Here is a 26,968-nt window from a genome sequence, read left to right as displayed (position 1 = left end):
TCAATCCGCACGTCAGGGTAAATGATACTCATTCGTTTTAACTATGAAGGATCACCAACATCACCATAGGAAAAACATGCATTTGACTCCACCACGCCACCCCTTGCCCGCCCGCCTGTCTCCCCTCTTACTGGCCATCGGCCTGGCCTTCGGCACGCCCGCCGTGCATGCCGCCGCCGCGCCGGTGGCGCAGGTGGAATGGCACATCCCCGCGCAGCCTCTGAACCGCGCGCTGAACGAGCTGGCGCGCCAGGCTGGCATGGTGCTGCTGGCCGACGCGCGCCTGACGCAGGGACGGCAAAGCGCGCCGCTGCAAGGCCGGCATTCGCTGCCCGAGGCGCTGCGCCAGCTGCTGGCCGGCAGCGGCCTGCAGGCGCAGCTGCAAGGCGGTACGACCATCATCATCAGCGCGCCGGCGCCTGTCTCTGCCGGCGCGGTGCAGATCGGCACCCTGCGCGTGAATGGCCAGGGCGGCAGCGGCACGTTCGAGGCGGACGACACGGATCCGGCTGACCTGCCCTACGTCACGTCCGCATCGTCCGCCTACATCGGGCGCGAGCAGATCGAACGCTTCCGCGGCACGTCGCCGGCCGATATCTTCAAGGGCGTGGCCGGTGTGCAGGTGGGCGACAGCCGCAACAGCGGCGCCGTCGACGTCAACGTACGCGGCATGCAGGGCCAGGGCCGCGTGCCCGTGCTGATCGACGGCAGCCTGCAGTCGTCCACCGTCTACCGCGGATACGCGGGCATCGCCGACCGCAGCTACATCGACCCTGACCTGATCAGCGCCATCCGCATCGACAAGGGCCCGAACCTGTCGGCGCAAGGCGCGGGCGCCATCGGCGGCATGGTCAGCATGCAGACCCTGCGCCCCGAAGACATCCTGCGACCGGGCCAGCGCACGGGCGTGCGCTTGCGCGGCGGCATGCAGGACAACAGCGTCTCGGCGCCCGCCGATTTCGGCAGCGCGCCGCGCACGCACCGCAACAAGCTGGGCGACCCGCGCAGCGGCTTTGGCAGCATCGCCGTGGCCACGCGCCAGGATGACTACGACCTGGTGGCCGCCATCAGCCACCGCAGCATCGGCAATTATTTTTCCGGCACGCGCGGCTTCGGGCGCTATCAGATGCTCAACGAATGGGGCGACGACAATGGCGTGACGCAGTTCTTCAAGAAGGGCGACGAAGTGCTGAACACGGCCAACCGCACCACCTCGGCCCTGTTGAAGGCCAACCTGCGCCTGCCGCACGAACAGAAGCTGGAGCTGGGTTACCGCTATTTCGACAGCAGTTATGGCGAAATCATGCCGTCGCAGATCTACCGCAACAGCACCGGCAGCATCCCGCAGTGGGACCCCAGCCAGGTGCGCACCAACGCCCTGACGGCGCGCTACGAGTGGAAGCCGGAAGGCCAGCAGCTGATCGACCTGAAGGCCAACCTGTGGCTGACGGACATGCAGAGCAAGTCGCGCAACGGCGACATCTTCAGCAATCCGCTGGAAGGCAAGCCCAATCCGGGCGGCCATGAATGCAAGGAATGCGTGGAAGTGCTGTACCTGGCGAAGAACCAGGCGCGCCGCGTCGGCGCGGACCTGACGAACAGCTCGCGCTTCGCCACCGGCATGGGCGCGCTGAAGCTGGACTATGGCCTGTCGCTGCAGAACGAGGATATCGGCCCGGCCGACAGCGTGCGCATCCTCGACGAAGACCTGAACGCCAACCACACGCTGCGCAACGGCAAGCGCCACGAGCAGAGCGCATTCGCCTCGCTGCAGTGGCAGGCGCGCGACTGGCTGAGTGTCGAGGCGGGCGGGCGCTTCCAGCGCTTCGAGTCACGCGACCGCAACCGCCGCGCCGAACAGCAATACCAGCCGCAAGGCTGGCAATGGGTCACCATGTGGGACAAGGACGGCGATCAGCTCGGCGCAGCGAAGTGGTACCAGGATGCGCAGGGCCGGTTTACGCCCGCCACCAATCCCGCGCTGGTGGGCGGCATGGTGGAAAAATACGGCGCCGAGCCGGCGCCGCTGGACGTCTCGCAGGTCGCCGACTGGAGCGGCAGTGATTATGTCTTCCGCGACGCCATCCCCGGCCTGTTCAGCTACAGCAAGCCGATCCGCCGCAAGGACCACGGTTTTGCGCCCACGTTTGCGCTGACGGCGCGCCTGTCCGACAGCGTCAGCCTGTTCCTGCGCGACGCGCGCGGCCTGCGCATGCCCAGCCTGTATGAGTCGACAATGGGATTCTCGGCCACGTATTCGTCGCCCTTGAATGCCGAGCGCAGCCACAACCGCGAGATCGGCGTGAGCCTGGTCAAGGATGGCGTATGGAGCGCCGCCGACAAGCTGCGCCTGCGCGTGGCGTACTTCGACAACGTCACCCACGGCTACATCACGCGCCGTCCGCTTCCCGACCTGCCGGCCTACGCGCAGAATTTCTCGATGGCGAATACGGACAAGTACAGCGTTTCGGGCATCGAGCTGCAGTCGTCATATGACCGGGGTAGCGTGTTTGCCGACTTTTCCGGCACCTGGAACCGCAAGACCCTCATCTGCGACGCGGCCACGGCGGCCTATTTGCGCACGGCCAGCAAGTGGCAATCGGATATCTGGAACACGCCCGACTGCTCGCCCATCGGCTTTAGCAGCTCCTACGTGAGCAACCATATCCAGCCCAAATTGAGCGCCAACCTGACCCTGGGCACGCGCTGGCTGCAGGAGAAACTCACTGTCGGCACGCGCCTGACGCACGTCGGCCATCCGCTGGCGCGTCAGGATGACAAGGCCGTGTGGCAGTCGTGGACGGGCACCTCGCCGCAGGTGCTGACGCAGGCCTACACCCTGGCCGACCTGTTCGCCAGCTACAGGATCACGCCCAACGCCACCGTCGACGTGGCGGTGGACAACCTGACGGACCGTTACTACCTCGATCCGCTGACCCTGAGCCTGATGCCGGGACCGGGCCGCACGGCGCGCGTCACGCTTGGCCTTCGTTTCTGATTTGATTCATCCTTATAATAGAGAGCAGATATTCCATGCATGCAAGCGACACCACCAGCACCTTGAACGCCGTTCCGACCAACGCGGCCCCGACCCGCAGCCAGCGCCTGAAAGCCGACACCATGGCCACCCACGAATTGCTGGACCAGCGCATCATGGCCAGCGCGCCGTTTTCCAGCCGCGACAATTACGCGCGCTTCCTGCAGGCGCAGTACGCGTTCCTGCGCGACGTCGACGCGCTGTACGACAACGCGCAACTGGCCGCCCTGCTGCCGGATCTGGAACAGCGCCGCCGCTACGCCAGCATCGCGGCCGACCTGCGCGACCTGGGCACCGCCCTGCCAGCCGATGCGGCCACGCCGCCGTTCGACGCGCAGCTGGACCTGGCAACGGCGCTGGGCTGGCTGTACGTGAGCGAAGGCTCGAAGCTGGGCGCGGCCATCCTGTATAAACTGGCCGGCAAGATCGGCCTCGATGAACACCACGGCGCGCGCCACCTTGCGGGCCACCCGGACGGGCGCGCGCGCCACTGGCGCGAGTTTACGTCCGTACTCGATACGGCCGCCCTCGATGACGCCGGCGAAGCGCGCGTGATCGAGGGCGCGCGCGCCGCCTTTTTGCGCATGTACGGCCACGTGGAGGCCTGCGCCTGATGGAGGAACCAGTGACCCGGGCAAACGCGGAAGCGCACACGGCACGGCTGCGCCGCTGGGCCTGGACGGTGGCCGGCATGCTGATGGTGGCGCTGGGCGTGATCGGCGCCCTGCTCCCCGTCATGCCGACGACGATCTTCCTGATCCTGGCGCTGGCCTGCTTCAGCCGCGCCTCACCGCGCCTGGAACACTGGCTGCTGCACCACCCGCGCTTTGGCGCGCCGCTGCGCCAGTGGCGCGAACACCGCGCCGTGTCGCGGCGCGGCAAGATCCTCGCTTGCCTGGGCATGGCCATCGGTTTTGTCGCCATGTGCCTCGGCCATCCGCCCTGGTGGGTCATCGTTCTCGTGGCAACGATGGAAATCGCCGTCATCCTCTATCTGCTGCGTCGCCCGGAGGGTCCGGCGCCGGCGCCAGAAAAGACGCCGCCGCCGGAGTGGCACAAGCCGCTGACCATCGCCACGGTCTTCGCCGTGCATGCCGCCCTGCTGGGATGGGCCGTGCACCACCGGGCGCCAGCGGCGCCCGTACTGGCCATCGCGCCCGACTCCGCACAGCCGGCCATGCTGCTGTTCCTGCCGGCCGCCGCCCCGCCCCGCCCTTTGGAGCAGAATCTTGCTGAACAGGTCAGCGCGGCCGCCGCGCCATCGCACGCCCTTGCCAAAAAGGCAGTGCCGGCCATCCCGCAGTTCGTGCTGCCGCAGCCCGATGCCGCGCCCATGCCGCCGCAAGCCGAGAGCATCGCGGCCGTTGCCGAGGTGCGCCATGCCGCCGTCACGCCGGCACCGGTAGCCACGGCGTCTGTCGCGGCGGCACCGCCCTCGCCTGCCCTGCCGCCCGCGCCACAGGAGCTGCGCAGCGGCGTATCGAGCTGGGAAGGCAAGGTTTTGGCGCGCATGGAGCGCTTCCGCCGCTATCCGACGGCGTCGCGCGCGAAGCAGGAACAGGGCGTGGTGTATCTGCGCTGCCGCATCGACCGCGATGGCCAGGTGCTGGCGGCCGCCATCGAGCGCAGTTCCGGTTCCGCGGCGCTGGATCAGGCCGCGCTCGACACTTTGCAACGGGCGGCGCCACTGCCGCGCATTCCCAAGGAACGGCCGGACCCGCTGGAATTATCGATTCCCGTCGAATTTTCCATCGGCTGAACACGAAAAAACCGCGTTTACTCTCGCCAAATACCCATATAGACATTATTTGCATATTCAAAGCAAGATTCTGTCGTAGGAGTAATAACACGATCGGAGGTATACTACGCAACCGACGTAACAGGCTGGGCGATTTGGCCCCTGCAAGCACGCCTGTCACGGTCCAATAAAAAAGGAAACACTGCATGACCACACCACACCGTACGCCGGTGATTCGCATCGATGGCGCGAACAAGACCTTCGCGCTGCCCAAGGGCGAACAATTCCACGCGGTCAAATCGGTCACGCTGGAAGTCTATCCCGGTGATATTTTCGGCCTGATCGGCAAGAGCGGCGCCGGCAAATCGACCCTGCTGCGCCTGATTAACCTGCTCGAGCGCCCCGACAGCGGCACCATTACCGTGGCCGGGCGCGAACTGACCCGCCTGGGCAAGAGCGAACTGCGCGACGCGCGCCAGAACATCGGCATGATTTTCCAGCAATTCAACCTGCTGCAAAACGCCAGCGTCTTCGACAACGTCGCCTTCCCCCTGAAAATCCACGGCACGGCCAAGGGCGAGCAGATCGCCGCCAGAGTCGAGGAATGCCTGGCGCTCGTCGGCCTGTCCGACAAGCTGCACAGCTATCCGGCGCAATTGTCCGGCGGGCAGAAACAGCGCGTGGCGATCGCCCGCGCCCTGGCCAGCCACCCCGACGTGCTGCTGTGCGACGAGCCGACGTCCGCGCTGGACGCGGAAACGACGCGCGCCCTGCTCGACACCCTGCGCGACATCAATGCGCGCCTGGGCGTGACCATCGTCATCGTCAGCCATGAGCTGTCGGTGCTGGGCGCCATCTGCAACCGCGTGGCCGTCGTGGAAAACGGCGCCATCGCCGAACAATTCGATTTGAGCGACACGGCCACCCCGCGCAAGACGGCGCTGGGACGCGAGCTGGCGTATTACGGCACCGAGGCGTTTGAAGCCACCGCATGGAAGGATGCAACACATGTTTGAAGAATCGATCAATAACGTCATCAAGCTGCTGCCGGAAATCTGGGTAGCACTGGGCCAGACCATGACCATGCTGGGCATCGGCCTCACGGCCGCCATCCTGATCGGCGGCCCCCTGGGCATCCTGCTGTTCCTCGTCTCGGAAGGCCAGTCGCTGGAAAACCGTCCCCTGTCAACGATCCTCGGCTGGCTGGTCAATACCGTGCGCAGCTTCCCCTTCATCATCCTGCTCGTCGCCCTGACGCCGTTTACGCGCATCATCGCGGGCACCTCGATCGGCCCGCTGGCCGCCAGCGTGCCGCTGTCGTTCGCCGCCATTCCCTACCTGGCGCGCCTGGTGGAACAGAACCTGCGCGAAGTGCCGCGCGGCGTGATCGAGGCGGCGCACGCCATGGGCGCGTCGGAAATGCAGATCATCTTCCGCGTGCTGCTGGTGGAAGCGCGTTCCGGCCTGGTGCTGGCCCTGACCGTGCTGTCGATCAGCTTCCTGTCGTATTCGGCCGTGGCCGGCGTGGTGGGCGGCGGCGGCATCGGCGACCTGGCCATCCGCTATGGCTATTACCGCTTCGAGACGGACATCATGGTCGCCACCGTGGCCATCCTGATCGTGCTGGTGCAAACCATCCAGTTTGCCGGCACGCGCATCGCCAAGCGCCTCGACAAACGTTAATTCAAATTCAGAAACAAGGACTCGCATGAACCACCTCCGCCGTAATTTGCTCCTGGCCGCCGCCAGCCTGGCCTTCGCCACCGCCGCCCATGCCAAGGACCCGAAAGAACTCGTCATCGGCACCAGCTCCGGCCCGTATTCCGATCAGCTGAAGCTGGGCATCAAGCCCATCCTGGAAAAACAGGGCTACAAGGTCAAGATCGTCGAATTCAACGACTACGTGCAGCCGAACTACGCGCTGGCCGAAGGCTCGCTGGACGCCAACGTGTTCCAGCACATCGTGTATCTGACCAAGTTCGCCACCGATAACAAGCTGCCACTGAGTTCATTGATCACCGTGCCGACCATGCCGATCGGCCTGTACGGCGGCAAGCAAAAGACGCTGGCCGAAGTCAGGAACGGCGCCACCATCACCATGCCGAACGACCCGACCAACCAGGCGCGCGCACTGGTGATGCTGGCCAAGATGGGCTGGATCAAGCTGAAACCGAACGTCGACCCGCTGCGCGCGTCCGAGCGCGACGTACTGGAGAACCCGAAGAAGCTGAAACTGGTGCCGCTGGAAGCGGCGCAGCTGCCGCGCTCGCTGGCGGACGCCGACTACGCTTTCGTCAACGGCAACTTCGCCCTGGCCGCCGGCATGAAGCTGACGTCGGCCCTCGCCGTGGAAAAGATCTCGGACAGCTACATCAACCTGGTCGCCATCCGCACGGCCGACAAGGCCAAGCCCTGGGTCAAGGACCTGGAAGCGGCCTACCGCTCGCGCGCCTTCCTCGACGCCACCAACAAATACCTGGCCGGCTACGAAAAGACGGACTACCAGCTGGCGCTGGAAAAGACGCTGAAAAAATAAACGACGCATGCAATGCAAAAAGGACGGCCAAGGCCGTCCTTTTTTATTGTCCGCGCCTTGCGGGCGCTATTCCGGCTTAGAAACGGTAGCCGACGCCGATGCCGATCAGGATAGGATCGACCTTGACTTCGCTGGCCTTGGCGCCACCGATGAACACATCGCTGCGGATCTGCACTTTCTTGATGTCGAAGTTCAGGGACCAGTTTTTGTCCAGCTTGTAGTCGACACCGGCTTGCAGCGAGTAGCCCCAGCTGTCATGCTCGAGGCGGCCGGCGCCATTCAGCAATTTCACGTCCGAGATATTCGTGTAGTTGATGCCGGCACCCACGTAAGGGCTGAACTGTTTTTCAGGCATGAAGTGGTATTGCAGCGACAGGGTCGGCGGCAGGTGCTTGAAGGTACCGATATTGTTGCCGTCGAGCTTGACGTCATGCTTTTGCGGGTAAGTCAGGATCAGCTCGGCAGCGATATTCGGGGTGAAGAAGTACGAAATATCGATTTCAGGAATCGTCTTGCTGCTGACCGTCAAACGGTCGGATGCGCCGACGCCACCAACAGGAGCAGATTTATCGGCCGGATCGATGTGCACGGCGCGCGCACGGACCAGCCATGGGCCTTCCTGTGCCATTGCGTTGCCGGCGAAGGCGCCGATGGCGGCCAAAACGATTGCTGCTGCAGTTGCGGACTTTTTCATTTTATTTTCCTCTGTCGTTAAGTAACGCTGCGAAGTCTAAGAGTGCAGTGCAACAAAAACTTTGATCCACATCAAATAGTGCTAGATGGCATCAACAGAGGGATTTTTTCCTTTGCCCAGGTCAAGAAAATGCGGCATTGCAAAATCAGGCCGCCTCGGCGAACAGGCTGGCGACCCAGTCTGCAAACACGCGCACGCGCGGCGACAATTGCCGGTGGTGGGGATACAGCACGGACACGGGCAGCGGGTCGGGACGCCAGTCCCGCAGCACTTCCACCAGCTCGCCGGACGCCAGCGCCCGCTCCAGGTGATAACGGGGCGCCTGGATCAAGCCCATGCCCGCGCGGCAGCAGGCGTGATACGCGTCCGCGTTGTTGACGGACACGCTGCCCGGCAAGGCCACGCTGTGCCGCTGCCCATCCGCCTTGAAATCGAAGGGCCAGACCTTGCCCGTCCGGGCGGAAAAAATTGACGGCGCGGTGGCCCGCCAGCTGCGCCAGGTTTTCCGGCGTGCCGTGCGCGGCCAGGTAGGCGGGGCTGGCGCACGTCACCTGCTCCAGCAGCGCGACGCGGCGCGCCACCATGGACGAGTCGCCGAGCTCTCCCACGCGCAGCACGCAATCGACGCCTTCGCGCACCAGGTCGACGAGGCGGTCGCCCATGCCGATTTCCAGTTCGATCAAGGGATAGCGGGCGCAGAACCGGTCCAGCACGGGCATGACGAAGTGCATGGCCAGGGTCGCGTGCAGGTCGATGCGCAGCTTGCCGGCCGGCTGCCGCGCCGCCGAGGAAAACACGGCTTCCGTTTCTTCCAGGTCCGCCAGCAGGCGCGCGCAGCGCTGGTAATACGCCTCGCCATCGGGCGTGGGCGTCACTTGCCGCGTGGTCCGCTGCAGCAGGCGCACGCGCAGCCGCGCTTCAAGCTGCTTGATCGCATGCGTGACGGTGGCCTTCGGATAGCCAAGGTCATGCGCCGCCTGCGTGAAACTGCGCAGTTCGACGATGCGGGTAAAGATGCGCATCGCATCGAATCGGTCCATGGCCCCTCCATTGTTATTGTCTGCTGCACAGTGTAGCGATCCGGGTGCCATTTTTCCATTCTTAACTATCGCGCTGGCAAACTTGTCCGCAACGCAAGCACTACTTGCACCGATGTCACTGGATTGCCGCCTGCCCATGCAGCATACTATTTTCAGTGCGCACATGAGAATGGTAATGATTATCATTTGCGATATAATGGCTTACCTCGCTCAGCGATTACAAAAAGGAATGGGAGACATGGATATATTGAGGGAACTGCGTGAATCGGGCTTGAAAGTGACCATCCCCCGCTTGCGGATTCTGCAGCTGTTCCAGGAAGGCACGATCAAGCACCTGAGTGCGGACGATGTCTACAAACTCTTGCTGGCTGAAAAGATCGACGTGGGCCTGGCCACCATCTACCGCGTGCTGATGCAGTTTGCCGAAGCGGGCATTTTGTTTCGCCGGCACTTCGAATCGGGCCACGCCGTCTTCGAACTGAACGAAGGCCAGCACCACGACCACCTGGTCTGCACGGGTTGCGGCAAGGTCGATGAATTCGTCGACGAAGGCATCGAACTGCGCCAGAACGAGATCGCCGCCGAGCGGGGCTTCGTGCTGCACGAGCACGCGCTGTCGCTGTACGGCACCTGCGCCGAGTGCACGGCGAAGAAAATCCCGCCGCGCCGGGTCTGACGATGCCTGAGCCGCCTGGGCGCCACTGCCTTGCGGTAAGATTCGCTCACGCTCGAGAAAGGATCACCCATGTACATCGGAGAAATCGCCCGTCTGGCGGGCACCTCGCCCAAGGCCCTGCGCCACTATGAAGCGCTGGGCTTGCTGGGCGACGTGCGCCGTTCCGGCGCCTATCGCGTGTATACGCAGCAAGACCTGGCACAAGTCAAGCTGATACGCCAGGCGCAGGTCCTGGGCTTCCGCCTGGCCGAACTGCTGCCCGTCCTGGCCGGCGATGACACGGACTGGGCCGCCCTGTCGCGGCACATCGACGCCAAGCGCGCGCAGGTGCGGCAGGATATCGCCCGCCTGCGCCAGCTCGACGCGCAGCTGGCCGACATCGACACGGAAATCCGCGACTGCCTGGCGCGCCAGCAATTGCAGGCAGCCTGACATTCCGCGCTTGACTCTGCCACTAGGGGCAGGCTTTAGCATGCAAGCTCTTCTTTAACGGACAGCCTGCATCATGACCAAGACGACACCCAAGCGCATATTGATTCTCCTCGGCCACCCGTCCAGCGACAGTTTCTGCGCCGCCCTGGCCGAGGCCTACGCCGCCACGGCCCGCGGCGCAGGCCACAGCGTGCGCGAGCTGCGCCTGGGCCAGCTGGACTTCGACCAGAACCTGCATGAAGGCTACCGCCAGGTGCAGCCGCTGGAGCCGGACTTGCTGGCCGCGCAGGAAGCCATCGGCTGGGCCGAACACCTGGTGTTCGCCTACCCGATCTGGTGGGGCGGCGCGCCGGCCCTGCTGAAGGGCTTTGTCGACCGCGTCTTCCTGCCCGGCTTTGCCTTCAAATACCGCCCGGGCAAGGCGTTTCCAGCCCAGCTGCTGCTGGGACGCACGGCCCAGCTGCTGGTCGCGATGGATACGCCGCCCTGGTATTTCCGCTGGGTCTACCGCATGCCCGGCATCCACCAGCTGCGCAAGACGACCCTGGAGTTCTGCGGCGTCAAGCCCGTCAAGGTGGCCAGTTTCGGCCCCATGATCAATTCCACCGAAGCGCAGCGCCAACGCTGGCTGGCGCAGGCGCAGGCGCTGGCCCGGGGCCTGTAAGTTGCTTGCCCTACAGCCATCTTGCATACGGTTTTGACAAGCCGGTAATCAAGCCGTCACATTCGACGGCTACCATGATGATATTGCCTGTTTGTCAGTCGCCTTGCCCGCGTGACAACAAGGGTCCGATCGTCATGTAAAGGTAGCCGCTGTGGAGTTCAACGCTTCTCGATTGCATCTTCCCCGTTATCGCACGTCCGTGGCGCTTGACCTGTGCATTCCCACGGAATCCGTGCAGGCCGACGCCAGCAACTTCGCCGTGCTGGAACTGTTCACGGAGCGGCGTGACATGATGAGCCTGCCCGTCACGGAACAGCAAAAGCCCATCGGCTTAATCAGCCGCAACATCTTCATGTCGCAGATGTCCAAGCCCTTTTATCACGAGGTGTACGGCAAGAAGAGCTGCATCGCCTTCATGGACAAGGAACCGCTGATCGTCGATGGCGCCATGAGCATCGAGGACCTCACCTTCCGCGCCGTGGAAGCGGGAGAGAAGGCGCTGGCCGACGGCTTCATCATCACCGAGGATGGCGCGCTGGCCGGCGTGGGCTTCGGCCTGCAGCTGATGAACGTGGTGGCCACCATGCAGGCCGAAAAGAACCGGCAGATCATGCACAGCATCGATTACGCCAGCGTGATCCAGCGCGCCCTGCTGCGCACCTCCGATGCGGAACTGCGCGCCGCCCTGCCCGACGCCCACCTGGAATGGCAGCCGCGCGACGTGGTCGGCGGCGACTTCTACTTTTTCGAACGCTACGAAGGGGCTGGTTCGCCGCCATCGCCGACTGCACGGGCCACGGCGTGCCGGGCGCCTTCATGACCCTGATCGCCTCGTCGGCCCTGAGCCAGGCCCTGCGCGAACGGGGGCCGCGCGATCCGGCCGCCCTGATCGGCGCCGTCAGCCGCGCCATCAAGACCCTGCTGGGCCAGGACGGCGCCGACAGCGGCGCGGCCACCGGCCACGCCGGCTCGAACGACGGCATGGATTGCGCCTTTTTGTGCTACGACGAGGCCAGCGCCAGCCTGCGTTTCGCGGGGGCGAAACTGGCGCTCTACGTGGTGGCCCCCGGCGAAGAAACCGTGCGCGCCATCGACGGCGCTCGCATGGGCGTGGGCTACGTCGACACGCCGGCCGGCTACTGCTGGCACAACGAGACGCCCGACATTCCCGCCGGCAGCCTGCTGTTCCTCACCACCGACGGCTTGCTCGACCAGATCGGCGGCGCGCGCGACATCGCCTACGGCAAGCGGCGCATGCGCGAGCAGCTGCTGGCGCGGCGCGACGCGCCGGCCGGCGAGGTGGCGGCGGCGCTGCTGCAGGACAGCGCCGCGTGGCAGGGAAAACAGCCGCGCCGCGACGACCTGACCTTTTTCTGTTTCCGCCTGTAGTTTGGGCGCCATCGAGCCACCTTATCAACAAGAAACCGGGTCACCGGCTAGCCAGGAGCACGCACGTGCTGTACGAAGAATTCAACGAGTTTTGGGATGTGGCCCGCAAGCGCAACATCATCTTTTTTTACGTGGGCTATTTCTCGCAGCACGTGGTCAGCGCCATTTCCGAAACCATCAAGGCGCGCCTCGATACGGCCGGCGCGGCCGGGCCCACGCGGCGGCGCATCTTTTCCTCGTTCATCGAGATGTCGCAAAACATCATGCATTATTCGGCCGACAGCCTGACGCCCGATGCGCAGCTGGACCAGCAGATGCGGCGCGGCTCGTTCTGCATCGGCACGCGCGGCGACAGCTTTTTCCTGCTGTGCGCCAACCCCGTCTCGACGGACAACGTGGCGCAGATCCGCGCGCGCCTGGAGCCGCTGCACACGATGACGATGGAAGAAATCCGCCTCGCCTACAAGAAGGCCCTGCGCGAGGAAGCGCCGTCCGACAGCAAGGGCGCGGGCCTGGGTTTTCTGACCATGGCGCGCGACGCCAGCGAGCCGCTGGAATTCGAATTCGTCCAGGACCCACAGGAGCCTGGCCACACCATCTTCTGCATCAAAGCCATCATTTGAAAGAGCCGACTCAGGAAAGCATATGCAATTACCGTCACCACTGTTCATCGCCGCGACCCCGAGTTCGCCCGAAATCGACTTCCGTTTCGAGCAGCACACCCTGTCGATCAAGGGCGAGTCGTACCCGGAAAACGCGGCCGCCTTCTATGGCCCGCTGATCGCCGCGGTGCGCGCCTACCTGGAAGACTGCCGCGCAGCAGCCATCACCGTCAACGTCTCGCTGGCCTACTTCAACAGCTCCAGCACGAAGATGCTGTTTACCCTGTTCGACACCCTGAACCAGGCGGCCGTGGACGGCAACCAGGTGCGCCTGAACTGGTATCACGACGAGGACGACGACACCATCCTGGAATTCGGCCAGGAGCTGCAGCAGGACTTTACGGCGCTGGACTTCCACGACCATCCCGTGCAGGGCAGCTAGGGCATGCGCGCCGCCCTCTCCGAGTCCGGGCTGGAGCCCGACCTGTTCACCGTGGAAGCGGCGGCGCTGGCTGCCGCGCGCCGCATGCACGCCGACCTTCACGCCAGCGGCGAGGCGCAGCGCCGCGTGCTCGGTGAACTGATCGTTCACTACGAGCGGCTGATGCGCGAGACGCGCCGGCTGATCGGCCGCAGCGACCGCGCCGAGCGCGACATGCATCTGCTGAACCGCCAGTTGCAGACGCTGGCCGGCCAGCTCGAATACCGCGCCACGCACGACCCGCTGACGGGCGCCCTGAACCGCGGCGCCGTGATCGACCACGCCTCGCGCTGCCTGGAGCAGGGCGATATGGCGCTGATCGTGCTCGATATCGACCTGTTCAAGCAGGTCAACGACGACTTCGGCCACCCGGCAGGAGACGGCGTGATCCAGGCCGTGGTCGACTGTTTGAAAGGATTATTGGGACAGGAAACGGCCATCGGCCGGGTCGGCGGCGAAGAGTTTTCCGTGGTCTGGCCCACCTCCTCGCGCGACGACGCGGCGCAGGTGGCGCAGCGCATCTGCGAGACGGTCGGCCGCCAGCGCCATGCGGCGCCCATCACGCGCGCCATCACCGTCAGCGTGGGCCTGAGCTGGAACCGCGCCGGCACGGCCTTCGAGACGGCCTACAGCCATGCGGACCAGGCCCTGTACCAGGCCAAACGCGAAGGGCGCAACTGCGTGCGCCAGTGGCTGGAGAGCTGAGTCAGCGCACCGGATCAGCGCAGCTGTTCGCGCGCCATGCTGCCGTCGCGGCGCATGGCCGCCGCCGCGCGCTGCATGGCCGCCACCTGCGTCTCGGACACCTTGAGGTTGCAGGCCAGGTAAGTCTGCACGCGGTTGAAGGTCAGCAGCGGCACCACCTTGCCCTCCCATTCCTTGCCGACGAAAGGCTTGCTGCCCACCGCCAGCCCGACGGCCCACAGGTCGATGCGCCCCAGCAGCAGCTTTTGCGGATTGAGCCACTCCTGCGTGACGGGCGCCACGTTCAGGCCGTGCTGGCGCAGGTAATCGTCGCGCGCGTCGCCCAGCACCGTGCCGATTACCAGGCCGCGCGCATCGGCCAGGGTGCGCAGCGCCAGATGCCGCTCGGCCAGGCCATACAGTATCCACTCCGCTTCGTTGAGGGGGCCGATCCAGCGAAACTGCGCTTCGCGCTCTTGCGTGCGCGTGGTGGAAAAGATGCAGGTGTCAGGCTCGCGCAGCGCCTGCGCATACGCGCGTTTCCACGGCAGCAGTTCCATCGTATAGCCGATGCCGGCGCGCGCCATGATCTCGCGCACCTTCAGCGTTTCGCGTCCCACGACGACATTGCCTTCCATCATGCTTGACGGCGGCAAATGCTCGCCGACGATGCGCAGGCCTCCCGCCCCGGCCGCCGCCGGCAGCAACAGTGCCGCCAGCAGCCATGCCATGCTTGCTTGTTTCATGCTTGCCTTCTTCTACCACAGGGGATACGCATCCCTGCCACCTGCCCGATGGTATCATCGGCCCCCGCCAGCCATGGCCGAACGTTATCAATTAAACCATTATTTTTCCGTAACGTGGCTCAGGGCCAACGCCGGGATCATCATGCGAGGGGGAAGATGGCGAGAAAGACAAGTGGCGGAAAACAGTAGGAGTCGAACCTACGGGAGAACGTCTGACGCCCTCCACCGGGTTTGAAGCCCGGCCACATCACCGGATGAGTGTGCTTTCCGCGGTGCCTGAGCTAGTCGTTGGGCAAGGCTGCGGTGTAGGACCACAATGCTTGCGGACGCAACAAATGCCCATTGCCAACACGGCGAGTATAACCGACGCGGTCGAAGAACTCCAGAACCTGGATCGCCCGCTTGCGGCCCAGGCCGCTGGCATCGCGGAAAGTGGCCGCGCCCACGGCGCCATTGCCGGCTGGCAAACCGGCATCCTCTTCCGCCTGGCGCGCCAGTTCCCGCACCAGCTGCGCCAGCCCGGCCAGCGCCGCCTGGTGATAAAACAGGTCGTGCACCACCTGGCTGATCTGCCCTGCCTTGGCCAGTTTGCGCAAGAGCCGGCGCGTGTCGTCCTCGGCCAGGCCGAGGTCGCGCGCCAGGTCGCGCGTCCAGGGCGGATCGGCACGCCCCTGCTCCAGCGCGGCCAGCAAGGGCTCGGCCAGCGCCTGCTCCTGCGGCGTGAGTTCCACGCTGTGCGTCGGCAAGTGCAGACTGGCGCCGCGCGCCAGGATGCCGCCCTGCGCCAGCAAGCCTTCGATCAGGTGGCTCCACAAGGCGTCTTCCATCTCCGCGTCGACGATGCGTTTCAGGCGCCACAGTTCCGGCCCCGCCTCGTCGGGGGCGCGCGCATGGAACACCGCCAAGGCGGCCAGCACCCGCTCTTGCAGCGCCAGCAAGGCCGCTGGCGCCAGCAGCAGGGCGTCGTCGCCGCGCAGGGCGATGCGCCGCGTGTCTGGCGGCAGCGCGATGGCGTCCGCCGGCAGCAGCGACAGCCGCACCAGCAGCGACTCGCGCAGCCCCAGCGGGCTTTGCGCCAGCAGGGCCGCATAGTCGCCCTGCGCCACAAACGCGGCCAAGGCATCGAGCCAGGCCAGGCGCGCCGGGCTGCGGCGCTTGCGCGCGGGGCCGAACGGGTCGAGCACCATGCCGCCGCCCACCGTCTGCGTCGCCTGCGCATTACGCACGACGAAACGGTCGCCCGGCACGCCGTGCATGGGAGCGTCGAACACCAGCTGTACCCTGCCCGTCTGGCCCGGCGACAGGGTTTCGCCATCGAGCATGACGGCGCGCGCCAGCTGGTGCGCGGCGCCCAGGTGCACGTGCAGCGGCGACCAGGCTTTCAGCTGCACGCCGGCGTCGGGCAATAGCGTCAGTTCCACGTCGAGGCGCTCGGAGCACTGCGCCAGTGCCGGCGCGACGATCCAGTTACCCCGTTCGATGCGTTCGCGGTCGATGCCGGCCAGGTTCAGCGCCAGGCGCTGGCCCGCCATGCCCGTCTCGGCCGCGCGGTTCTGCGCATGGATGCTGCGCACGCGCGCCGGCGCGCCGCCGGGCGCCAGCTGCAGCATGTCGCCCACCTGCGCGCGTCCCGCCAGCGCCGTGCCGGTGACGATGGTGCCCTGCCCCGGCAGGGTGAACACGCGGTCCACGCCCAGGCGGAACAAGCGCCGCTCATCGCGTTGCGGCAGGCTGCGCGCCACCAGCGTCAGGTGCGCCAGCAAGGCGGCCACGCCCGCATCGCTGTCGCGATGGGCGGCGGTGGGGAAGATCGGGCTGCCCGCCAGCGGCGTGCCGGCCAGCAGCGCCTCGATGTCCGCCTCCACCTGCGCCACGCGGGCGCTGTCTGCGCGGTCGATCTTGGTCAATGCCACGGCGCCGCGCGTCACGCCCAGCAGCTGCAAGATGGCCAGGTGCTCGTGCGTCTGCGGCATGATGCCATCGTCGGCCGCCACCACCAGCAGGGCGAAATCGATGCCCGTCACGCCGGACGCCATGGTGCGGATGAATTTTTCGTGGCCCGGCACGTCGATCACGCCCAGCACCGTGCCATCGGCCAGCGGCAGATAGGCGTAGCCGAGTTCAATCGAGATGCCGCGCGCCTGCTCTTCCTTCAGCCGGTCCGTGTGCACGCCCGTCAGCGCGCGCGTGAGGGTCGTCTTGCCATGGTCGATATGGCCTGCGGTGCCGACGATCATGCGGACAACCCGGCCAGCTGCGCGATGAAGGCCGTCTCGTGCGCCGCGTCCAGGCAGCGCAAATCGAGCCACAGCGTGTCCTGGCCGATGCGGCCGATCACGGGGCAAGGCAAGGCGCGCAGGCGCTGTTCCAGCACACCCAATGGGTTGCTCAGGCGCGAGCCGGGGCGCTGCGGATGGCCAGGCCAAAGCTGGGCAGCTGGTCGACGGGCAAGGCGCCGCTGCCGATCTGGCTTTGCATGGCTTCGGCCGTGACCACATAGGCGGCACCGAGCACGCCTTGCAACTGCGGCAGCAGGGTTTGCGCCTGCGCGCGCATGGCGGCGGCGGGGCGCGTCAAGAGGCGCAAGGTGGTCAGGCGTTCGGCCAGCAAGTCCGGCGCGCGGTACAGCTGCAGCACGGGGGCCAGGGCCGCCAGGGTGAGCTTGCCGACCCTCAGTGCGCGTTTCAAGGGATTGCGCTTGATTTGCGCGATCAGGTCGGCGCGGCCGACGATGACGCCGCACTGCGGACCACCGAGCAACTTGTCGCCGCTGAAGGTCACCAGGTCGGCGCCCGCCGCGATGGTTTCGCGCACCGTCGTTTCATGCGGCAAGCCGTACTGCGCCAGGTCGACCAGGGTACCGCTGCCCAGGTCCACGGCCGTGGGAATCGCGTGTTGCGCCGCCAGCGGCACCAGTTCGTCGAGCGCCACGCTTTTCGTGAAACCCGTGATCGCGTAATTGCTGCAATGGACCTTCATCAGCAAGGCCGTGTCTTCATTCACGCCATTCGCGTAATCGGCCAGGTGCGTGCGGTTGGTGCTGCCCACTTCGCGCAGCACGGCGCCCGCGCGCGTCATCACGTCGGGGATGCGGAAGGCACCGCCGATTTCCACCAGTTCCCCGCGCGAGACGATCACTTCCTTGTTCTGCGCCAAAGTGTTCAGCATCAGCAGCACGGCGGCCGCGTTGTTGTTGACGATGGTGGCCGCTTCGGCCCCCGTCAGTTCGCGCAGCAGTTCCTCGACCAGGTCGTCGCGGTCGCCGCGCTTGCCCGTTTCCAGGTCGAATTCCAGGTTCATCGGCCACTGCAGCGCCTCGACCACGGCGTGCACGGCGGCGTCGGGCAGCAGCGCGCGGCCCAGGTTCGTGTGCAGCACGGTGCCCGTCAGGTTGAACACGGGGCGCAGCCGCGGGTGCGCTTGCGATTGCAGCCGTTCGTCCACCTGCGCGACGATGGCGGCGATTGACGCGCCCTCTTCGCAGACTGCACCGGCGAGCATGGCCGTGCGCAGGTCGGCCAGCACGGAGCGCGCGCAGGCCAGGGTCTGCGCGCGGCCGTATGCGGCGATCAGCTCAAGGCAAGCCGCGTCGCCCAGGATGCGGTCCACCGACGGCAGGCGCACGGTCTGCCCCGTCGTCATGCTTGCTGGCCCTCGCCGCTTTCGCCCTTCCCCAGCCACAGCAGCGGATTGCCGCTGGCGCGCTGGTAGCCCGCTTCGCCCACCAGCAGGTCGAGCATCAGGCTGGCCAGGTCGTCGGCCAGCGGTTCCACGTTGTAATCGTGTTCCTGGTTGAAGACCTTGCGGTAGGTATGGCAGTCGTCGCAGGTTTCCGCGCGCGCCACCTTCTTCGGGTCATTCGCCTTGTTGGGTAACTTGTCGTCCTTCGCCGCCACGGGGTCGAACGGCGCGGCGTCGGCCGCATCGAGACCCTGGTAGGCGATCTTGCCATTTTGTTCGCAGGTCGAGCACTTCACGCGCACCATATGCCATTCGCTTTCGCAGATGCCGCAATGCAGGTAGCGGTAGCCCTGCGACTGGCCGCCGATGCGGATCACGCTGGCGACGGGGTGCGAGCCGCAGACGGGGCACAGGGTGCCCGTTTCCAGGTCCGGCACGCGCGCGGCGCGCAGTTCGCTGGCCGACACCGACCACAGGATTTGCAGGGCGGCCGCGACGAACGGCGCGTGCATGGGATTGAGGTTGTCGCCGTTTTCATCGAGCACGGCATCGGCGCAGGCGTCCAGCGCTGGCGCGTCGAGCGCGCGCAGTTGCGCCAGCACCTGCGTCAGGCCGCCGGACAGGGCCGGCTGGCGTGCCGCCGTGGCGGCCAGTTCATCGAGCAGGCTGGCAAAGATGTCGCGCCAGACGGGCGGACGGGCGCCGCTGACGGGCAACACCGGCATGCGGTGGGCGATGGCACGGCGCAGCGCATCGGGGTCGGCGGCAGGCACGGCGCCGGGCGCCAGTTTTCCCACCACGGCGGCCTGCGCATCGGCCAGCGCGGCCATCAGCACCAGATAGCCCTGCATGCCCGCGTCGACGGGGATGCCCTTGATATTGCCCTGCGCCAGTTCGCGCAAGCGCAAGGCACGCGCCGTAAACAGGCTGTCAGGCTGCGGCAGCAGCAGGCGCGGAATCGCGTTGTGGTCCAGGCCTTCGATTTCGCCTGGCTGAAGAATACGTTGTACCAATGGAGTTCCCATCAAAAAAGGGGATGTAAAAGTATTTTAATCGATAAAGAGAAAGGGGCCGATCCTGTGGGACCGGCCCCGGCTCTTGCAGCAGGGTATCGCTTACGGCAGCTTAATCCTTGCTGTTGCGTACCACCGCCTCAAACCACTTCGGATGGTGCTTGCGCGCCCAGCCATAGGTGACGGTGCCGCGCACCATGGCGCCGACCGAGCCCTTGACCCAGATCGCCGCGTAGATGTGTACGATGATGGCGCAGATGATGCCGAATGCGCAACCGGCATGCAGCAAGGCGGCAAAGCGCACCACGCCGATCGGGAAATAGAACGCGAAATACGCGCGCCAGATCACGATGCCCGACAGCAGCAAGCCCACCATGCAGAACAGCAGCACGAAGAACAGGATCTTCTGGCCGGCATTGTATTTGCCGATCTTCGGAAGCTTGTCCTCGCGGTTGTTGAGCACGTCATCCATCTGTTTCAGCCACTGCTTGTCGCCGTCCTCGAACTTGTTGTGGTGCCAGAAGCGCACCACGAGGATCGCGAACGAGACGAACATCACCAGGCCGGCAAACGGATGCAAAATGCGCGTCCATTGCCCGCCGCCGAACAGGTTCGCCAGCCACGCCATCGAGGGATGGAACATGGCCAGGCCGGACAGGGCCAGCATGACGAAGGTGATGGCCGTCACCCAGTGATTCGTGCGCTCGTTCGGGTTGTAGCGTTCGATCAAGGGATTGCCATCCTTGTCGCGCAGCTTTCCATCATGCAGGTCACTGTGGCTCATTATGTTCCTCCCGGATGCGCCTGGCTTCTTCCAAAGCCTCGTGCTCTTCTTCCTTGCTCACTTCGTTCGGACCGACACGCGTGTAATGGAAGAAGCCCGCCAGCGCCGTCGCGGCCATGCCGGCCACCGCCAGCGGCTTGGACCAGCCCTTCCAGAAGCCCACCATCGGGCTGATGCGCGGGCGTTCCGGCAAGTTCGAATACAGCTTCGGCTTGTCGGCATGGTGCAGCACGTACATCACGTGCGTGCCGCCCACGCCCAGCGGATCGTACAGGCCCGCGTTCTCGAAACCGCGCGACTTCAGGTCGACGATGCGCTCTTCCGCATGCACCTTCATGTCTTCCTTGGTGCCGAAGACGATGGCGCCCGTCGGGCACGTCTTCACGCAGGCCGGTTCCTGGCCCACGGCCACGCGGTCCGAGCACAAGGTGCACTTGTAGGCGCGGTCGTCCTTTTTCGAAATGCGGGGCACGTCGAAAGGACAGCCGGCCACGCAGTAGCCGCAGCCGATGCAGTTTTCCTGGTGGAAATCCACGATGCCGTTCGTGTACTGCACGATGGCGCCCGGCGCCGGACAGGCTTTCAGACAGCCCGGGTCCTCGCAGTGCATACAGCCATCCTTGCGGATCAGCCACTCGAGGTTGCCGTCGTTGTTTTCGTGTTCGGCAAAACGCATCACCGTCCACGATTGCGGCGTCAGGTCCGTCGGATTGTCATAGGTGCCATGGTTTTCGCCGACTTCGTCCCGCAAGTCGTTCCATTCCATGCACGCCGTCTGGCAAGCCTTGCAGCCGATGCATTTCGACACATCGATCAGCTTGGCCACGGTGCCCGTCACCGGGCTGCGCGCCTGCGGCGGCGTTACCGTGGTCGCCGACAGGCGCCGGATATCTAAGGATTGCAGTGCCATTATTGAGCTCCCATCATGCTTTTTCCACCTTCACGAGGAAGGACTTGAATTCCGGCGTTTGCGAATTCGCATCCCCCACGCCCGGCGTCAGGGTATTGATCAGATACCCCGGCTTGGCCACGCCCGTAAAGCCCCAGTGCAGCGGCAGGCCGACGGTATGCACCGGCTTGCCCTCGATCATCAAGGCCTTGATGCGCTTGGTGACGACGGCCTTGGCGATGATGTGGCCGCGCTTGGAACTGACGCGCACTTCGCCGCCAGCCACCACGCCGATGCTCTTGGCCAGCTCTTCGCCGATTTCAACGAATTGCTGCGGCTGGATGATGGCGTTCAGGCGCGCATGCTTGGTCCAGTAATGGAAATGCTCGGTCAGGCGGTAACTGGTGGCCACATGCGGATATTCCTCGTGCGTGCCGAACAGCTTGCGGTCATCGGCGAACACGCGCGCGGCCGGATTGCTGGTCGCCTGCGGGTTTTTCGGATGCATGGGGTTGTAGCCCAGCGGATTTTCGAACGGCTCGTAATGCTCGGGGAACGGCCCTTCGGCCATGGCGCCGCGCGCAAAGAAGCGCGCCACGCCCTCGCCCAGCATGATGAACGGCCCCATGCCGTTTTCCGGCGGTTCGTCGACCTTGAAGTCGGGAATATCGGCCCCGCTCCAGTTCGTGCCATTCCATTCGATCAACTTGCGGGTCGGATCGAAGGCCTTGCCCTTCAGGTCGCACGAGGCGCGGTTGTACAGCACGCGGCGGTTCGCCGGCCACGCCCAGGCCCAGCCCAGAGTCTGGCCGATGCCGGTCGGGTCGCTATTGTCGCGCCGTCCCATCTGGTTGCCCGCCTGCGTCCAGCTGCCGGCGAAGATCCAGCAACCGCTGGTGGTCGTGCCGTCGTCGCGCAATTGCGCAAACGAGGCCAGCTGCTCGCCCTTTTTCACCAGCAGCTTGGTCGGATCTTTCGGATCGTACAAGTCGGCCAGCGCCTTGCCGTTGAATTCGCGGGCGATTTCTTCCGGTTGCGGGTTATGCGGCTGCGCATAATTCCACGTCAGGTTGACGATAGGATCGGGGAACTTGCCGCCCTCTTTCTTGTACATGTTGCGCATGCGCAAGAACAGGCCCGACATGATCTCCAGGTCGCTGCGCGCCTGGCCCGGCGGTTCGGCCGCCTGCCAGTGCCACTGCAGCACGCGCGAGGAACTGACCAGCGAACCGCGTTCCTCGGCGAAGCAGCTGGTCGGCAAGCGGAACACTTCCGTCATGATCTTGGTGGGATCGACTTCGTGGTATTGCCCGTGCGCCTTCCAGAATTCGCCCGTTTCCACAGCCAGCGGGTCCATGATGACGAGGAACTTCAGCTTCGACAGCGCTTCCGTGACCTTCTGCTTGTTCGGCGCGGACGCCAGCACGTTGAAACCCTGGCAGATATAGCCCGTCATCTTGCCTTGGTGCATGTTCTCGATGGCTTGCATCAAGTCATACGGCTTGTCGAGTTTCGGCAGATAGTCGAAGGCGTAGTTGTTGTCCGCGGTGGCAAAGTCGCCCCACCACGTCTTCATGAAGCTGACGTGGAACTTGCGGTAATTGCTCCAGTAGCTGAGCTGGTTCGGCCGCAGCGGCTTGGTGGCGCGCGCGGCGATGTAGGCATCGAAATCCTGCTCGCCCTCGTTCGGCAAGGTCATGTAGCCTGGCAACAGGTTCGACATCAGGCCCAGATCGGTCAAGCCCTGGATGTTCGAGTGGCCGCGCAAGGCGTTCATGCCGCCGCCCGCGATACCCATGTTGCCCAGCAACAGCTGCACCATGGCGCCCGTGCGGATGGTTTGCGCACCCGTCGAGTGGTGCGTCCAGCCCAGCGCGTACAGGATGGTACCGGCGCGTCCCGGCACGGCGGTCGAAGCCAAAGCTTCCGCCACCTTGTGGAACTTGTCGGCCGACACGCCGCACGTCCGTTCGACCATCTCGGTCGTGTAACGTGAGTAGTGCTTCTTCATCATCTGGTAGACGCAGCGCGGGTGTTCCAGGGTCGGGTCGACCTTGGCGTAGCCGTCGTCGCCGATCTCGTAATCCCAGGTGGCCTTGTTGGTGTACTTGCCTTTTTCCTTGTCGAAACCAGAGAACAGGCCGTCTTCGAACGCATAGTCTTCGCGCACGATGAAAGGCATGTCCGTGTAGTTGCGCACGTACTCATGCTGGATCTTGTCGTTCGTCAGCAGATAATTGATGATCGCGCCGAGGAAGACGATGTCCGTGCCGGTACGCGTGGCGCAGTAGTAATCTGCCACGGATGCGGTACGGGTAAAACGCGGATCGACAACGATCAGCTTGGCCTTGTTATGCGCCTTCGCTTCCGTTACCCATTTGAATCCGCAAGGATGTGCTTCTGCTGCATTGCCGCCCATGACCAGGATCACGTCGGCATTCTTGATATCGACCCAATGATTCGTCATCGCGCCACGGCCAAACGTCGGGGCAAGACCTGCCACCGTCGGTCCGTGTCATACACGCGCCTGATTATCAAAGGTCAGCATCCCCATGCTGCGCACTGTCTTGTGGGTCAGATACCCGACTTCGTTGCTGCCGGCGGACGCGGCCAGCATGCCGGTGGAGAGCCAGCGGTTGACGGTCTTGCCGTCGGCATTCTTTTCGATCAGGTTGGCGTCGCGGTCATCCTTCATCAGGCGCGCGATCTTGTCGAGCGCCACATCCCAGGAGATCGGTTGCCATTCCGTGCCGCCCGGTGCGCGGTATTCGGGCACTTTCAGGCGGTTCGGGCTGTGGATGAAGTCGACCAGGCTGGCGCCTTTCGGGCACAGCGTGCCGCGGTTCACCGGGTGATCGGCATCGCCTTCCACGTGGATGATGCTGGAGACGGCATTTTTCGCGCCATCGCCCAGGCCATACAGCAGGACGCCGCAGCCAACGGAACAGTAAGGACAGGTATTGCGGGTCTCGGTCGTGCGAGCCAGCTTGTATTGCCGTACCTCTGCCAACGCCTGCCCCGGCGCGAAACCGAGCAAGGCGAGGCTGGAGCCAGCAATCGTGGCGCCAGTTACCCGAAGGAACTGGCGCCTGGATATCTGAACCATATCAGACCTCTATGATGTGAGTAAATAAAAAGTCATACGGCGTCATGATAGTGTCATATCACCAAGATATAAGCACCATGCCTGTGCCGTATGACGCGTATTTTACCCCTCAAACCCAGTCAAGGCTCAGTCCGCCGGAAAAAATTGCTCGCAGTCAACATTAATTTATCCATACCGAACACTTCCTCTAAATGGGCAGGCATGAAAAAACCCGCTCGCGAGCGGGTTCTTTCGGGGAACGGCAAAAATTACAGGCTGTAGCGCAAGGTCAGCGCCACGTTGCGCGGCGCGCCCGGCAAGCTCAGGTTCGGGCTGGAACCGTGGCCCGACACGATGTAGCGCGTGTCGCCGATATTGTTGACGTTCAGCTGCACTTCATAGCGGCCCGTGCGGTAAGCGGCCATGGCGTCGGCCGTCACGTAGCCGGGCAGGACCACCGTGTTGCCCGGATTGGCGAAACGGCTGCCGACGGCATTCGCGCCGCCGCCCACCGTGAAGCCGTGGCCCAGGTCTTTCGTCAGCCACAGGTTGGCCGTATTGCGCGCGGTCAAGGTAGCGCGCTTGCCCTTGATGGCGACGGAGCTGGCCGTCGTGGTGCCCGGCGCATTCACGCTGCGGTCGACGGCGATGGAATCGGTGATGGTGGCGTCCAGATACGCATAGCCGGCCATCATTTTCCAGCCGTCGTGCAAGTCCGCATTGAAGGTCAGTTCCAGGCCATCCGTGCGCTGCGTGCCGACGGGCACGATGCGGTTCGTGATCGGGTCGCTGGTCTTGATGTTGTCGCGCTCCAGGCGGAACAGCGACACGGTGGCGTTGGCGCGGCCGCCCCACAGCTCGTACTTGGCGCCCACTTCCGTGTTGCGCGTGGTTTCCGGCGCCAGGTCGGCGTTATTCGCGGCCAGGGCGAAGTTCTCGCCGCTCGGCTGGAACGAACGGCTCCACGAGGCGTAGTACGATTGCGCCGCGCCCGGTTGCCAGACGAGGCCGGCGCGGGGGCTGTAGGCCGAATCCGTGCGCGACAGGTCCGCCGTCGTCACGCCAAGCGCATTGGCCAGGCGCGACTGCTGCTGGTAGCGGTCGTAGCGCAAGCCGGCCAGCGCCTTCCACCCGTCGCTGAAGCTGATGGCGTCCTGCACGTAGGCGGCCGCCGTGTCGTAGGTGCCGAAGGTATCGCTGCGCGCGCCCAGCTTGCTGCGGTTAACCACAGGCAGGACGGGATGGAAGATCGACACATTCGTCGCCACCACGGTCGAGGCCCAGCTGCTGGCATCTTTGTTCTGCTTGCCGAACTCGGCGCCGTACAGCACTTCGTGGCGCAGGCTGCCCGTGACCAGCTTTTGCGTCAATTCCGTCTGGTTGAACCAGCCGCTCTCGTCACGGTTGAGCTTGGCGTGACCGAGGTTCATCGTGCCCTTGACTTCGTTGACGTTGCCGGAAATATTCGTGTTGTTGCGGTCCAGGTGGTAATCGTAATAGCGGAAGGCATTGCGCAGCGACAAACTATCGCTGAACTTGTGCGTCAGGGTGGCGGCCGTGGAGACCACGCGCGACTGGCTGAAGTCGGCATCGCGGGCATTCGCGGCGCCATAATAGGTGCCCGCATCGACGGCGACGGGACGGCCCTGGTAGGACGGGATGCCGAAGTCCGTCAGGCGGCGGTCTTCCAGGTAGTCGCCCTGCAGCAGCAGTTTCGTCGCGTTTGAGAGGCGGATGGCCAAGGAAGGCGCCAGCGCCGTGCGGTTGATGAATTGCTGGTCGCGGTAGCTGTCGGACAATTCGCGCGCGCCCGTGACGCGCCAGTCCACCGTCTCACCGACACGGCCCACATCGACTTCGCCGCGGCGCCCTGCCGTATTCGTCAGGCTCAAAGCCACGTCCGTGATATCGATACCCGGCTTCTTGGTGATGCGGTTGACCAGGCCGCCCGAGGAACCACGGCCGTACAGCACGGCGGCCGGCCCCTTGATCACTTCCAGGCGCTCGACGTTCGACAGGTCGCGGAAATACAGGGCGTCATCGCGGAAGCCGTCGACGAACTGGTCGCCGATGGCCGTGAAACCGCGGATGAACACCTGGTCGCGCTGGCCGTCGCCCGTGGACAAGCCCACGCCGGGGATATTCTTCATGATGTCCTGGATCGACATGGCGTTCTGGTCGCGGATGACGGCGGCCGGCACCACGTTGATCGTCTGCGGCACGTCGCGCAGGGCCATTTCCGTCTTGGTGCCGCTGGCGGAGGTGGCGGCGACATAGCCATCCTTGTCCTTGGCCGCGGTCACGGTGACGGCGGGCATGCTTTCCTGCGCCCATGCCGCCAATGGCGTGGCGCCGAAGGTCAAGGCGCCCAGTACGGCGATGGTGATCGGTTTGCATCCTGGCTTGCGACGTTGCTGCATACAATTCCCTGGTCGATGGTTTAATACGAATGATTATCATTAGTATTTTATCAGCCACGAATGGAAAAAGTAAGGCGGAATGTAAGTGATAGTACTTATGGACGAGGGACTTGATGTAAAAAAGCAACAGGAAATCAATATCAAAAAATAATTAAAATTGCCGTAAGAAACTATTTCTGTGCGTCAATGCTATACTTGCGGCTTGCTGGGCAACGGTCAGCCTGACCGGCATGCCCCCTGCTTCACCTCCAACGCCACGCTCAGCGCGGCGCGCCGCACAGCCATCACGCGGCACCCGAAGACCCCGATCCCCTGCGCCTTGCGGCGCCTGTCCGCCCCTGCTGGCGGCGGCGATCATGACTATTAAACTGTTAGGA

21 protein-coding genes, 1 tRNA gene and 3 pseudogenes are annotated in these 26,968 nt (G+C 64.6%); 14 read left to right on the top strand and 11 right to left on the bottom strand.

Annotation, left to right across the window (positions count from 1 at the left end; genetic code table 11):
* Positions 1–76: 76 nt before the first annotated feature.
* The 6 genes from ACRHIG_RS13395 (at position 77) to ACRHIG_RS13370 (ending at position 7,311) form a co-directional block, all read left to right on the top strand.
* Positions 77–2,998, top strand: a complete 2,922-nt coding sequence (locus ACRHIG_RS13395) for a TonB-dependent receptor (RefSeq protein WP_489630435.1) — start codon at positions 77–79, stop codon at positions 2,996–2,998.
* A gap of 35 nt (positions 2,999–3,033) precedes the next feature.
* The gene (locus ACRHIG_RS13390; protein ID WP_475415333.1) at positions 3,034–3,651 is read left to right on the top strand and encodes a biliverdin-producing heme oxygenase; all 618 of its coding nucleotides are present in this window, start codon (positions 3,034–3,036) and stop codon (positions 3,649–3,651) included.
* Between the two features lie 11 nt (positions 3,652–3,662).
* The gene (locus tag ACRHIG_RS13385) at positions 3,663–4,796 is read left to right on the top strand and encodes a TonB family protein (RefSeq protein ID WP_489630434.1); all 1,134 of its coding nucleotides are present in this window, start codon (positions 3,663–3,665) and stop codon (positions 4,794–4,796) included.
* A 185-nt stretch (positions 4,797–4,981) separates the two neighbouring features.
* A complete protein-coding gene (locus tag ACRHIG_RS13380; RefSeq protein ID WP_034779177.1) occupies positions 4,982–5,791 on the top strand; it encodes a methionine ABC transporter ATP-binding protein in 810 nt (269 codons plus the stop codon).
* Entirely contained in the window at positions 5,784–6,458 is a 675-nt protein-coding gene (locus ACRHIG_RS13375) for a methionine ABC transporter permease (protein WP_152251093.1), read from the top strand. Before ACRHIG_RS13380 ends, ACRHIG_RS13375 begins: the two co-directional genes overlap by 8 nt.
* Before the next feature lie 25 nt (positions 6,459–6,483).
* Positions 6,484–7,311: a MetQ/NlpA family ABC transporter substrate-binding protein gene (locus ACRHIG_RS13370; protein WP_489630433.1), complete on the top strand. Its 828-nt coding sequence runs from the start codon at positions 6,484–6,486 to the stop codon at positions 7,309–7,311.
* Positions 7,312–7,387: 76 nt separating this feature from the next.
* On the opposite strand, the gene ACRHIG_RS13365 is transcribed toward ACRHIG_RS13370, so the two are convergent.
* Positions 7,388–8,005 carry an OmpW/AlkL family protein gene (locus ACRHIG_RS13365; protein WP_475415328.1) on the bottom strand — a complete coding sequence of 206 codons (618 nt, stop codon included), beginning with the start codon at positions 8,003–8,005 and terminating at the stop codon, positions 7,388–7,390.
* Positions 8,006–8,150: 145 nt separating this feature from the next.
* A pseudogene (locus ACRHIG_RS13360) lies at positions 8,151–9,045 on the bottom strand (LysR family transcriptional regulator).
* Between the two features lie 238 nt (positions 9,046–9,283).
* On the opposite strand from ACRHIG_RS13360, the gene fur reads away from it, so the two are divergent.
* The 7 genes and pseudogenes from fur to ACRHIG_RS13325 all read left to right on the top strand — a co-directional run bounded on the left by fur (position 9,284) and on the right by ACRHIG_RS13325 (position 13,994).
* Complete coding sequence (gene fur, locus ACRHIG_RS13355; RefSeq protein WP_475415326.1) at positions 9,284–9,721, top strand: ferric iron uptake transcriptional regulator; 438 nt, start codon at positions 9,284–9,286, stop codon at positions 9,719–9,721.
* A 69-nt stretch (positions 9,722–9,790) separates the two neighbouring features.
* Positions 9,791–10,153: a MerR family transcriptional regulator gene (locus ACRHIG_RS13350; protein WP_070222296.1), complete on the top strand. Its 363-nt coding sequence runs from the start codon at positions 9,791–9,793 to the stop codon at positions 10,151–10,153.
* Between the two features lie 73 nt (positions 10,154–10,226).
* A complete protein-coding gene (locus ACRHIG_RS13345; protein WP_489630432.1) occupies positions 10,227–10,817 on the top strand; it encodes an NAD(P)H-dependent oxidoreductase in 591 nt (196 codons plus the stop codon).
* Between the two features lie 232 nt (positions 10,818–11,049).
* Positions 11,050–12,206: pseudogene (locus ACRHIG_RS13340) on the top strand (SpoIIE family protein phosphatase).
* Positions 12,207–12,271: 65 nt separating this feature from the next.
* Positions 12,272–12,829, top strand: a complete 558-nt coding sequence (locus ACRHIG_RS13335; RefSeq protein ID WP_070222302.1) for a SiaB family protein kinase — start codon at positions 12,272–12,274, stop codon at positions 12,827–12,829.
* 22 nt (positions 12,830–12,851) lie between these two features.
* A complete protein-coding gene (locus tag ACRHIG_RS13330; RefSeq protein WP_475415322.1) occupies positions 12,852–13,250 on the top strand; it encodes a DUF1987 domain-containing protein in 399 nt (132 codons plus the stop codon).
* Between the two features lie 3 nt (positions 13,251–13,253).
* Positions 13,254–13,994: a GGDEF domain-containing protein gene (locus ACRHIG_RS13325; protein ID WP_489630431.1), complete on the top strand. Its 741-nt coding sequence runs from the start codon at positions 13,254–13,256 to the stop codon at positions 13,992–13,994.
* A 14-nt stretch (positions 13,995–14,008) separates the two neighbouring features.
* On the opposite strand, the gene ACRHIG_RS13320 is transcribed toward ACRHIG_RS13325, so the two are convergent.
* From ACRHIG_RS13320 to ACRHIG_RS13280, 9 genes and pseudogenes are all read right to left on the bottom strand, one after another.
* Positions 14,009–14,719: a substrate-binding periplasmic protein gene (locus ACRHIG_RS13320; RefSeq protein ID WP_475415320.1), complete on the bottom strand. Its 711-nt coding sequence runs from the start codon at positions 14,717–14,719 to the stop codon at positions 14,009–14,011.
* A 173-nt stretch (positions 14,720–14,892) separates the two neighbouring features.
* Positions 14,893–14,988 (bottom strand) — tRNA-Sec (locus ACRHIG_RS13315).
* A 12-nt stretch (positions 14,989–15,000) separates the two neighbouring features.
* Positions 15,001–16,956 (bottom strand): selenocysteine-specific translation elongation factor, encoded by a 1,956-nt coding sequence (gene selB / locus ACRHIG_RS13310; protein ID WP_489630430.1) that lies wholly within the window; start codon positions 16,954–16,956, stop codon positions 15,001–15,003.
* Positions 16,953–18,361 (bottom strand): annotated as a pseudogene (gene selA / locus ACRHIG_RS13305) (L-seryl-tRNA(Sec) selenium transferase). Before selA ends, selB begins: the two are co-directional and overlap by 4 nt.
* A complete protein-coding gene (gene fdhE, locus ACRHIG_RS13300; RefSeq protein ID WP_489630429.1) occupies positions 18,358–19,425 on the bottom strand; it encodes a formate dehydrogenase accessory protein FdhE in 1,068 nt (355 codons plus the stop codon). Before fdhE ends, selA begins: the two are co-directional and overlap by 4 nt.
* Positions 19,426–19,525: 100 nt before the next feature.
* Positions 19,526–20,197, bottom strand: a complete 672-nt coding sequence (locus ACRHIG_RS13295; protein WP_489630428.1) for a formate dehydrogenase subunit gamma — start codon at positions 20,195–20,197, stop codon at positions 19,526–19,528.
* Positions 20,184–21,107, bottom strand: coding sequence for a formate dehydrogenase subunit beta (gene fdxH / locus ACRHIG_RS13290; RefSeq protein ID WP_489630427.1), 924 nt, complete (start codon positions 21,105–21,107; stop codon positions 20,184–20,186). The genes ACRHIG_RS13295 and fdxH overlap by 14 nt, the downstream gene beginning before the upstream one ends.
* 13 nt (positions 21,108–21,120) lie before the next feature.
* A complete protein-coding gene (fdnG, locus tag ACRHIG_RS13285; protein ID WP_489630426.1) occupies positions 21,121–24,192 on the bottom strand; it encodes a formate dehydrogenase-N subunit alpha in 3,072 nt (1,023 codons plus the stop codon).
* Positions 24,193–24,440: 248 nt separating this feature from the next.
* A complete protein-coding gene (locus tag ACRHIG_RS13280; protein ID WP_489630425.1) occupies positions 24,441–26,591 on the bottom strand; it encodes a TonB-dependent receptor in 2,151 nt (716 codons plus the stop codon).
* A gap of 178 nt (positions 26,592–26,769) precedes the next feature.
* Between ACRHIG_RS13280 and ACRHIG_RS13275 the strand changes: the two genes are divergently transcribed.
* The gene (locus ACRHIG_RS13275; RefSeq protein ID WP_489630424.1) at positions 26,770–26,958 is read left to right on the top strand and encodes a hypothetical protein; all 189 of its coding nucleotides are present in this window, start codon (positions 26,770–26,772) and stop codon (positions 26,956–26,958) included.
* The last annotated feature ends 10 nt before the right edge of the window (positions 26,959–26,968 follow it).

This window comes from Janthinobacterium sp. C22 (assembly GCF_057919405.1).
Note: the sequence above shows the minus strand (reverse complement) of the source record. Positions and strands in the feature narration are given on the sequence as shown.

Bases quoted from the DNA above. Each gene is read 5' to 3' on its own strand.
- ACRHIG_RS13395 (WP_489630435.1), top strand. From the start codon at position 77: ATGCATTTGACTCCACCACGCCACCCCTTGCCCGCCCGCCTGTCTCCC.
- ACRHIG_RS13390 (WP_475415333.1), top strand. From the start codon at position 3,034: ATGCATGCAAGCGACACCACCAGCACCTTGAACGCCGTTCCGACCAAC.
- ACRHIG_RS13380 (WP_034779177.1), top strand. From the start codon at position 4,982: ATGACCACACCACACCGTACGCCGGTGATTCGCATCGATGGCGCGAAC.
- ACRHIG_RS13375 (WP_152251093.1), top strand. From the start codon at position 5,784: ATGTTTGAAGAATCGATCAATAACGTCATCAAGCTGCTGCCGGAAATC.
- ACRHIG_RS13370 (WP_489630433.1), top strand. From the start codon at position 6,484: ATGAACCACCTCCGCCGTAATTTGCTCCTGGCCGCCGCCAGCCTGGCC.
- ACRHIG_RS13365 (WP_475415328.1), bottom strand. From the start codon at position 8,005: ATGAAAAAGTCCGCAACTGCAGCAGCAATCGTTTTGGCCGCCATCGGC.
- fur (WP_475415326.1), top strand. From the start codon at position 9,284: ATGGATATATTGAGGGAACTGCGTGAATCGGGCTTGAAAGTGACCATC.
- ACRHIG_RS13350 (WP_070222296.1), top strand. From the start codon at position 9,791: ATGTACATCGGAGAAATCGCCCGTCTGGCGGGCACCTCGCCCAAGGCC.
- ACRHIG_RS13345 (WP_489630432.1), top strand. From the start codon at position 10,227: ATGACCAAGACGACACCCAAGCGCATATTGATTCTCCTCGGCCACCCG.
- ACRHIG_RS13330 (WP_475415322.1), top strand. From the start codon at position 12,852: ATGCAATTACCGTCACCACTGTTCATCGCCGCGACCCCGAGTTCGCCC.
- ACRHIG_RS13325 (WP_489630431.1), top strand. From the start codon at position 13,254: ATGCGCGCCGCCCTCTCCGAGTCCGGGCTGGAGCCCGACCTGTTCACC.
- ACRHIG_RS13320 (WP_475415320.1), bottom strand. From the start codon at position 14,719: ATGAAACAAGCAAGCATGGCATGGCTGCTGGCGGCACTGTTGCTGCCG.
- selB (WP_489630430.1), bottom strand. From the start codon at position 16,956: ATGATCGTCGGCACCGCAGGCCATATCGACCATGGCAAGACGACCCTC.
- fdhE (WP_489630429.1), bottom strand. From the start codon at position 19,425: ATGGGAACTCCATTGGTACAACGTATTCTTCAGCCAGGCGAAATCGAA.
- ACRHIG_RS13295 (WP_489630428.1), bottom strand. From the start codon at position 20,197: ATGAGCCACAGTGACCTGCATGATGGAAAGCTGCGCGACAAGGATGGC.
- fdxH (WP_489630427.1), bottom strand. From the start codon at position 21,107: ATGGCACTGCAATCCTTAGATATCCGGCGCCTGTCGGCGACCACGGTA.
- ACRHIG_RS13280 (WP_489630425.1), bottom strand. From the start codon at position 26,591: ATGCAGCAACGTCGCAAGCCAGGATGCAAACCGATCACCATCGCCGTA.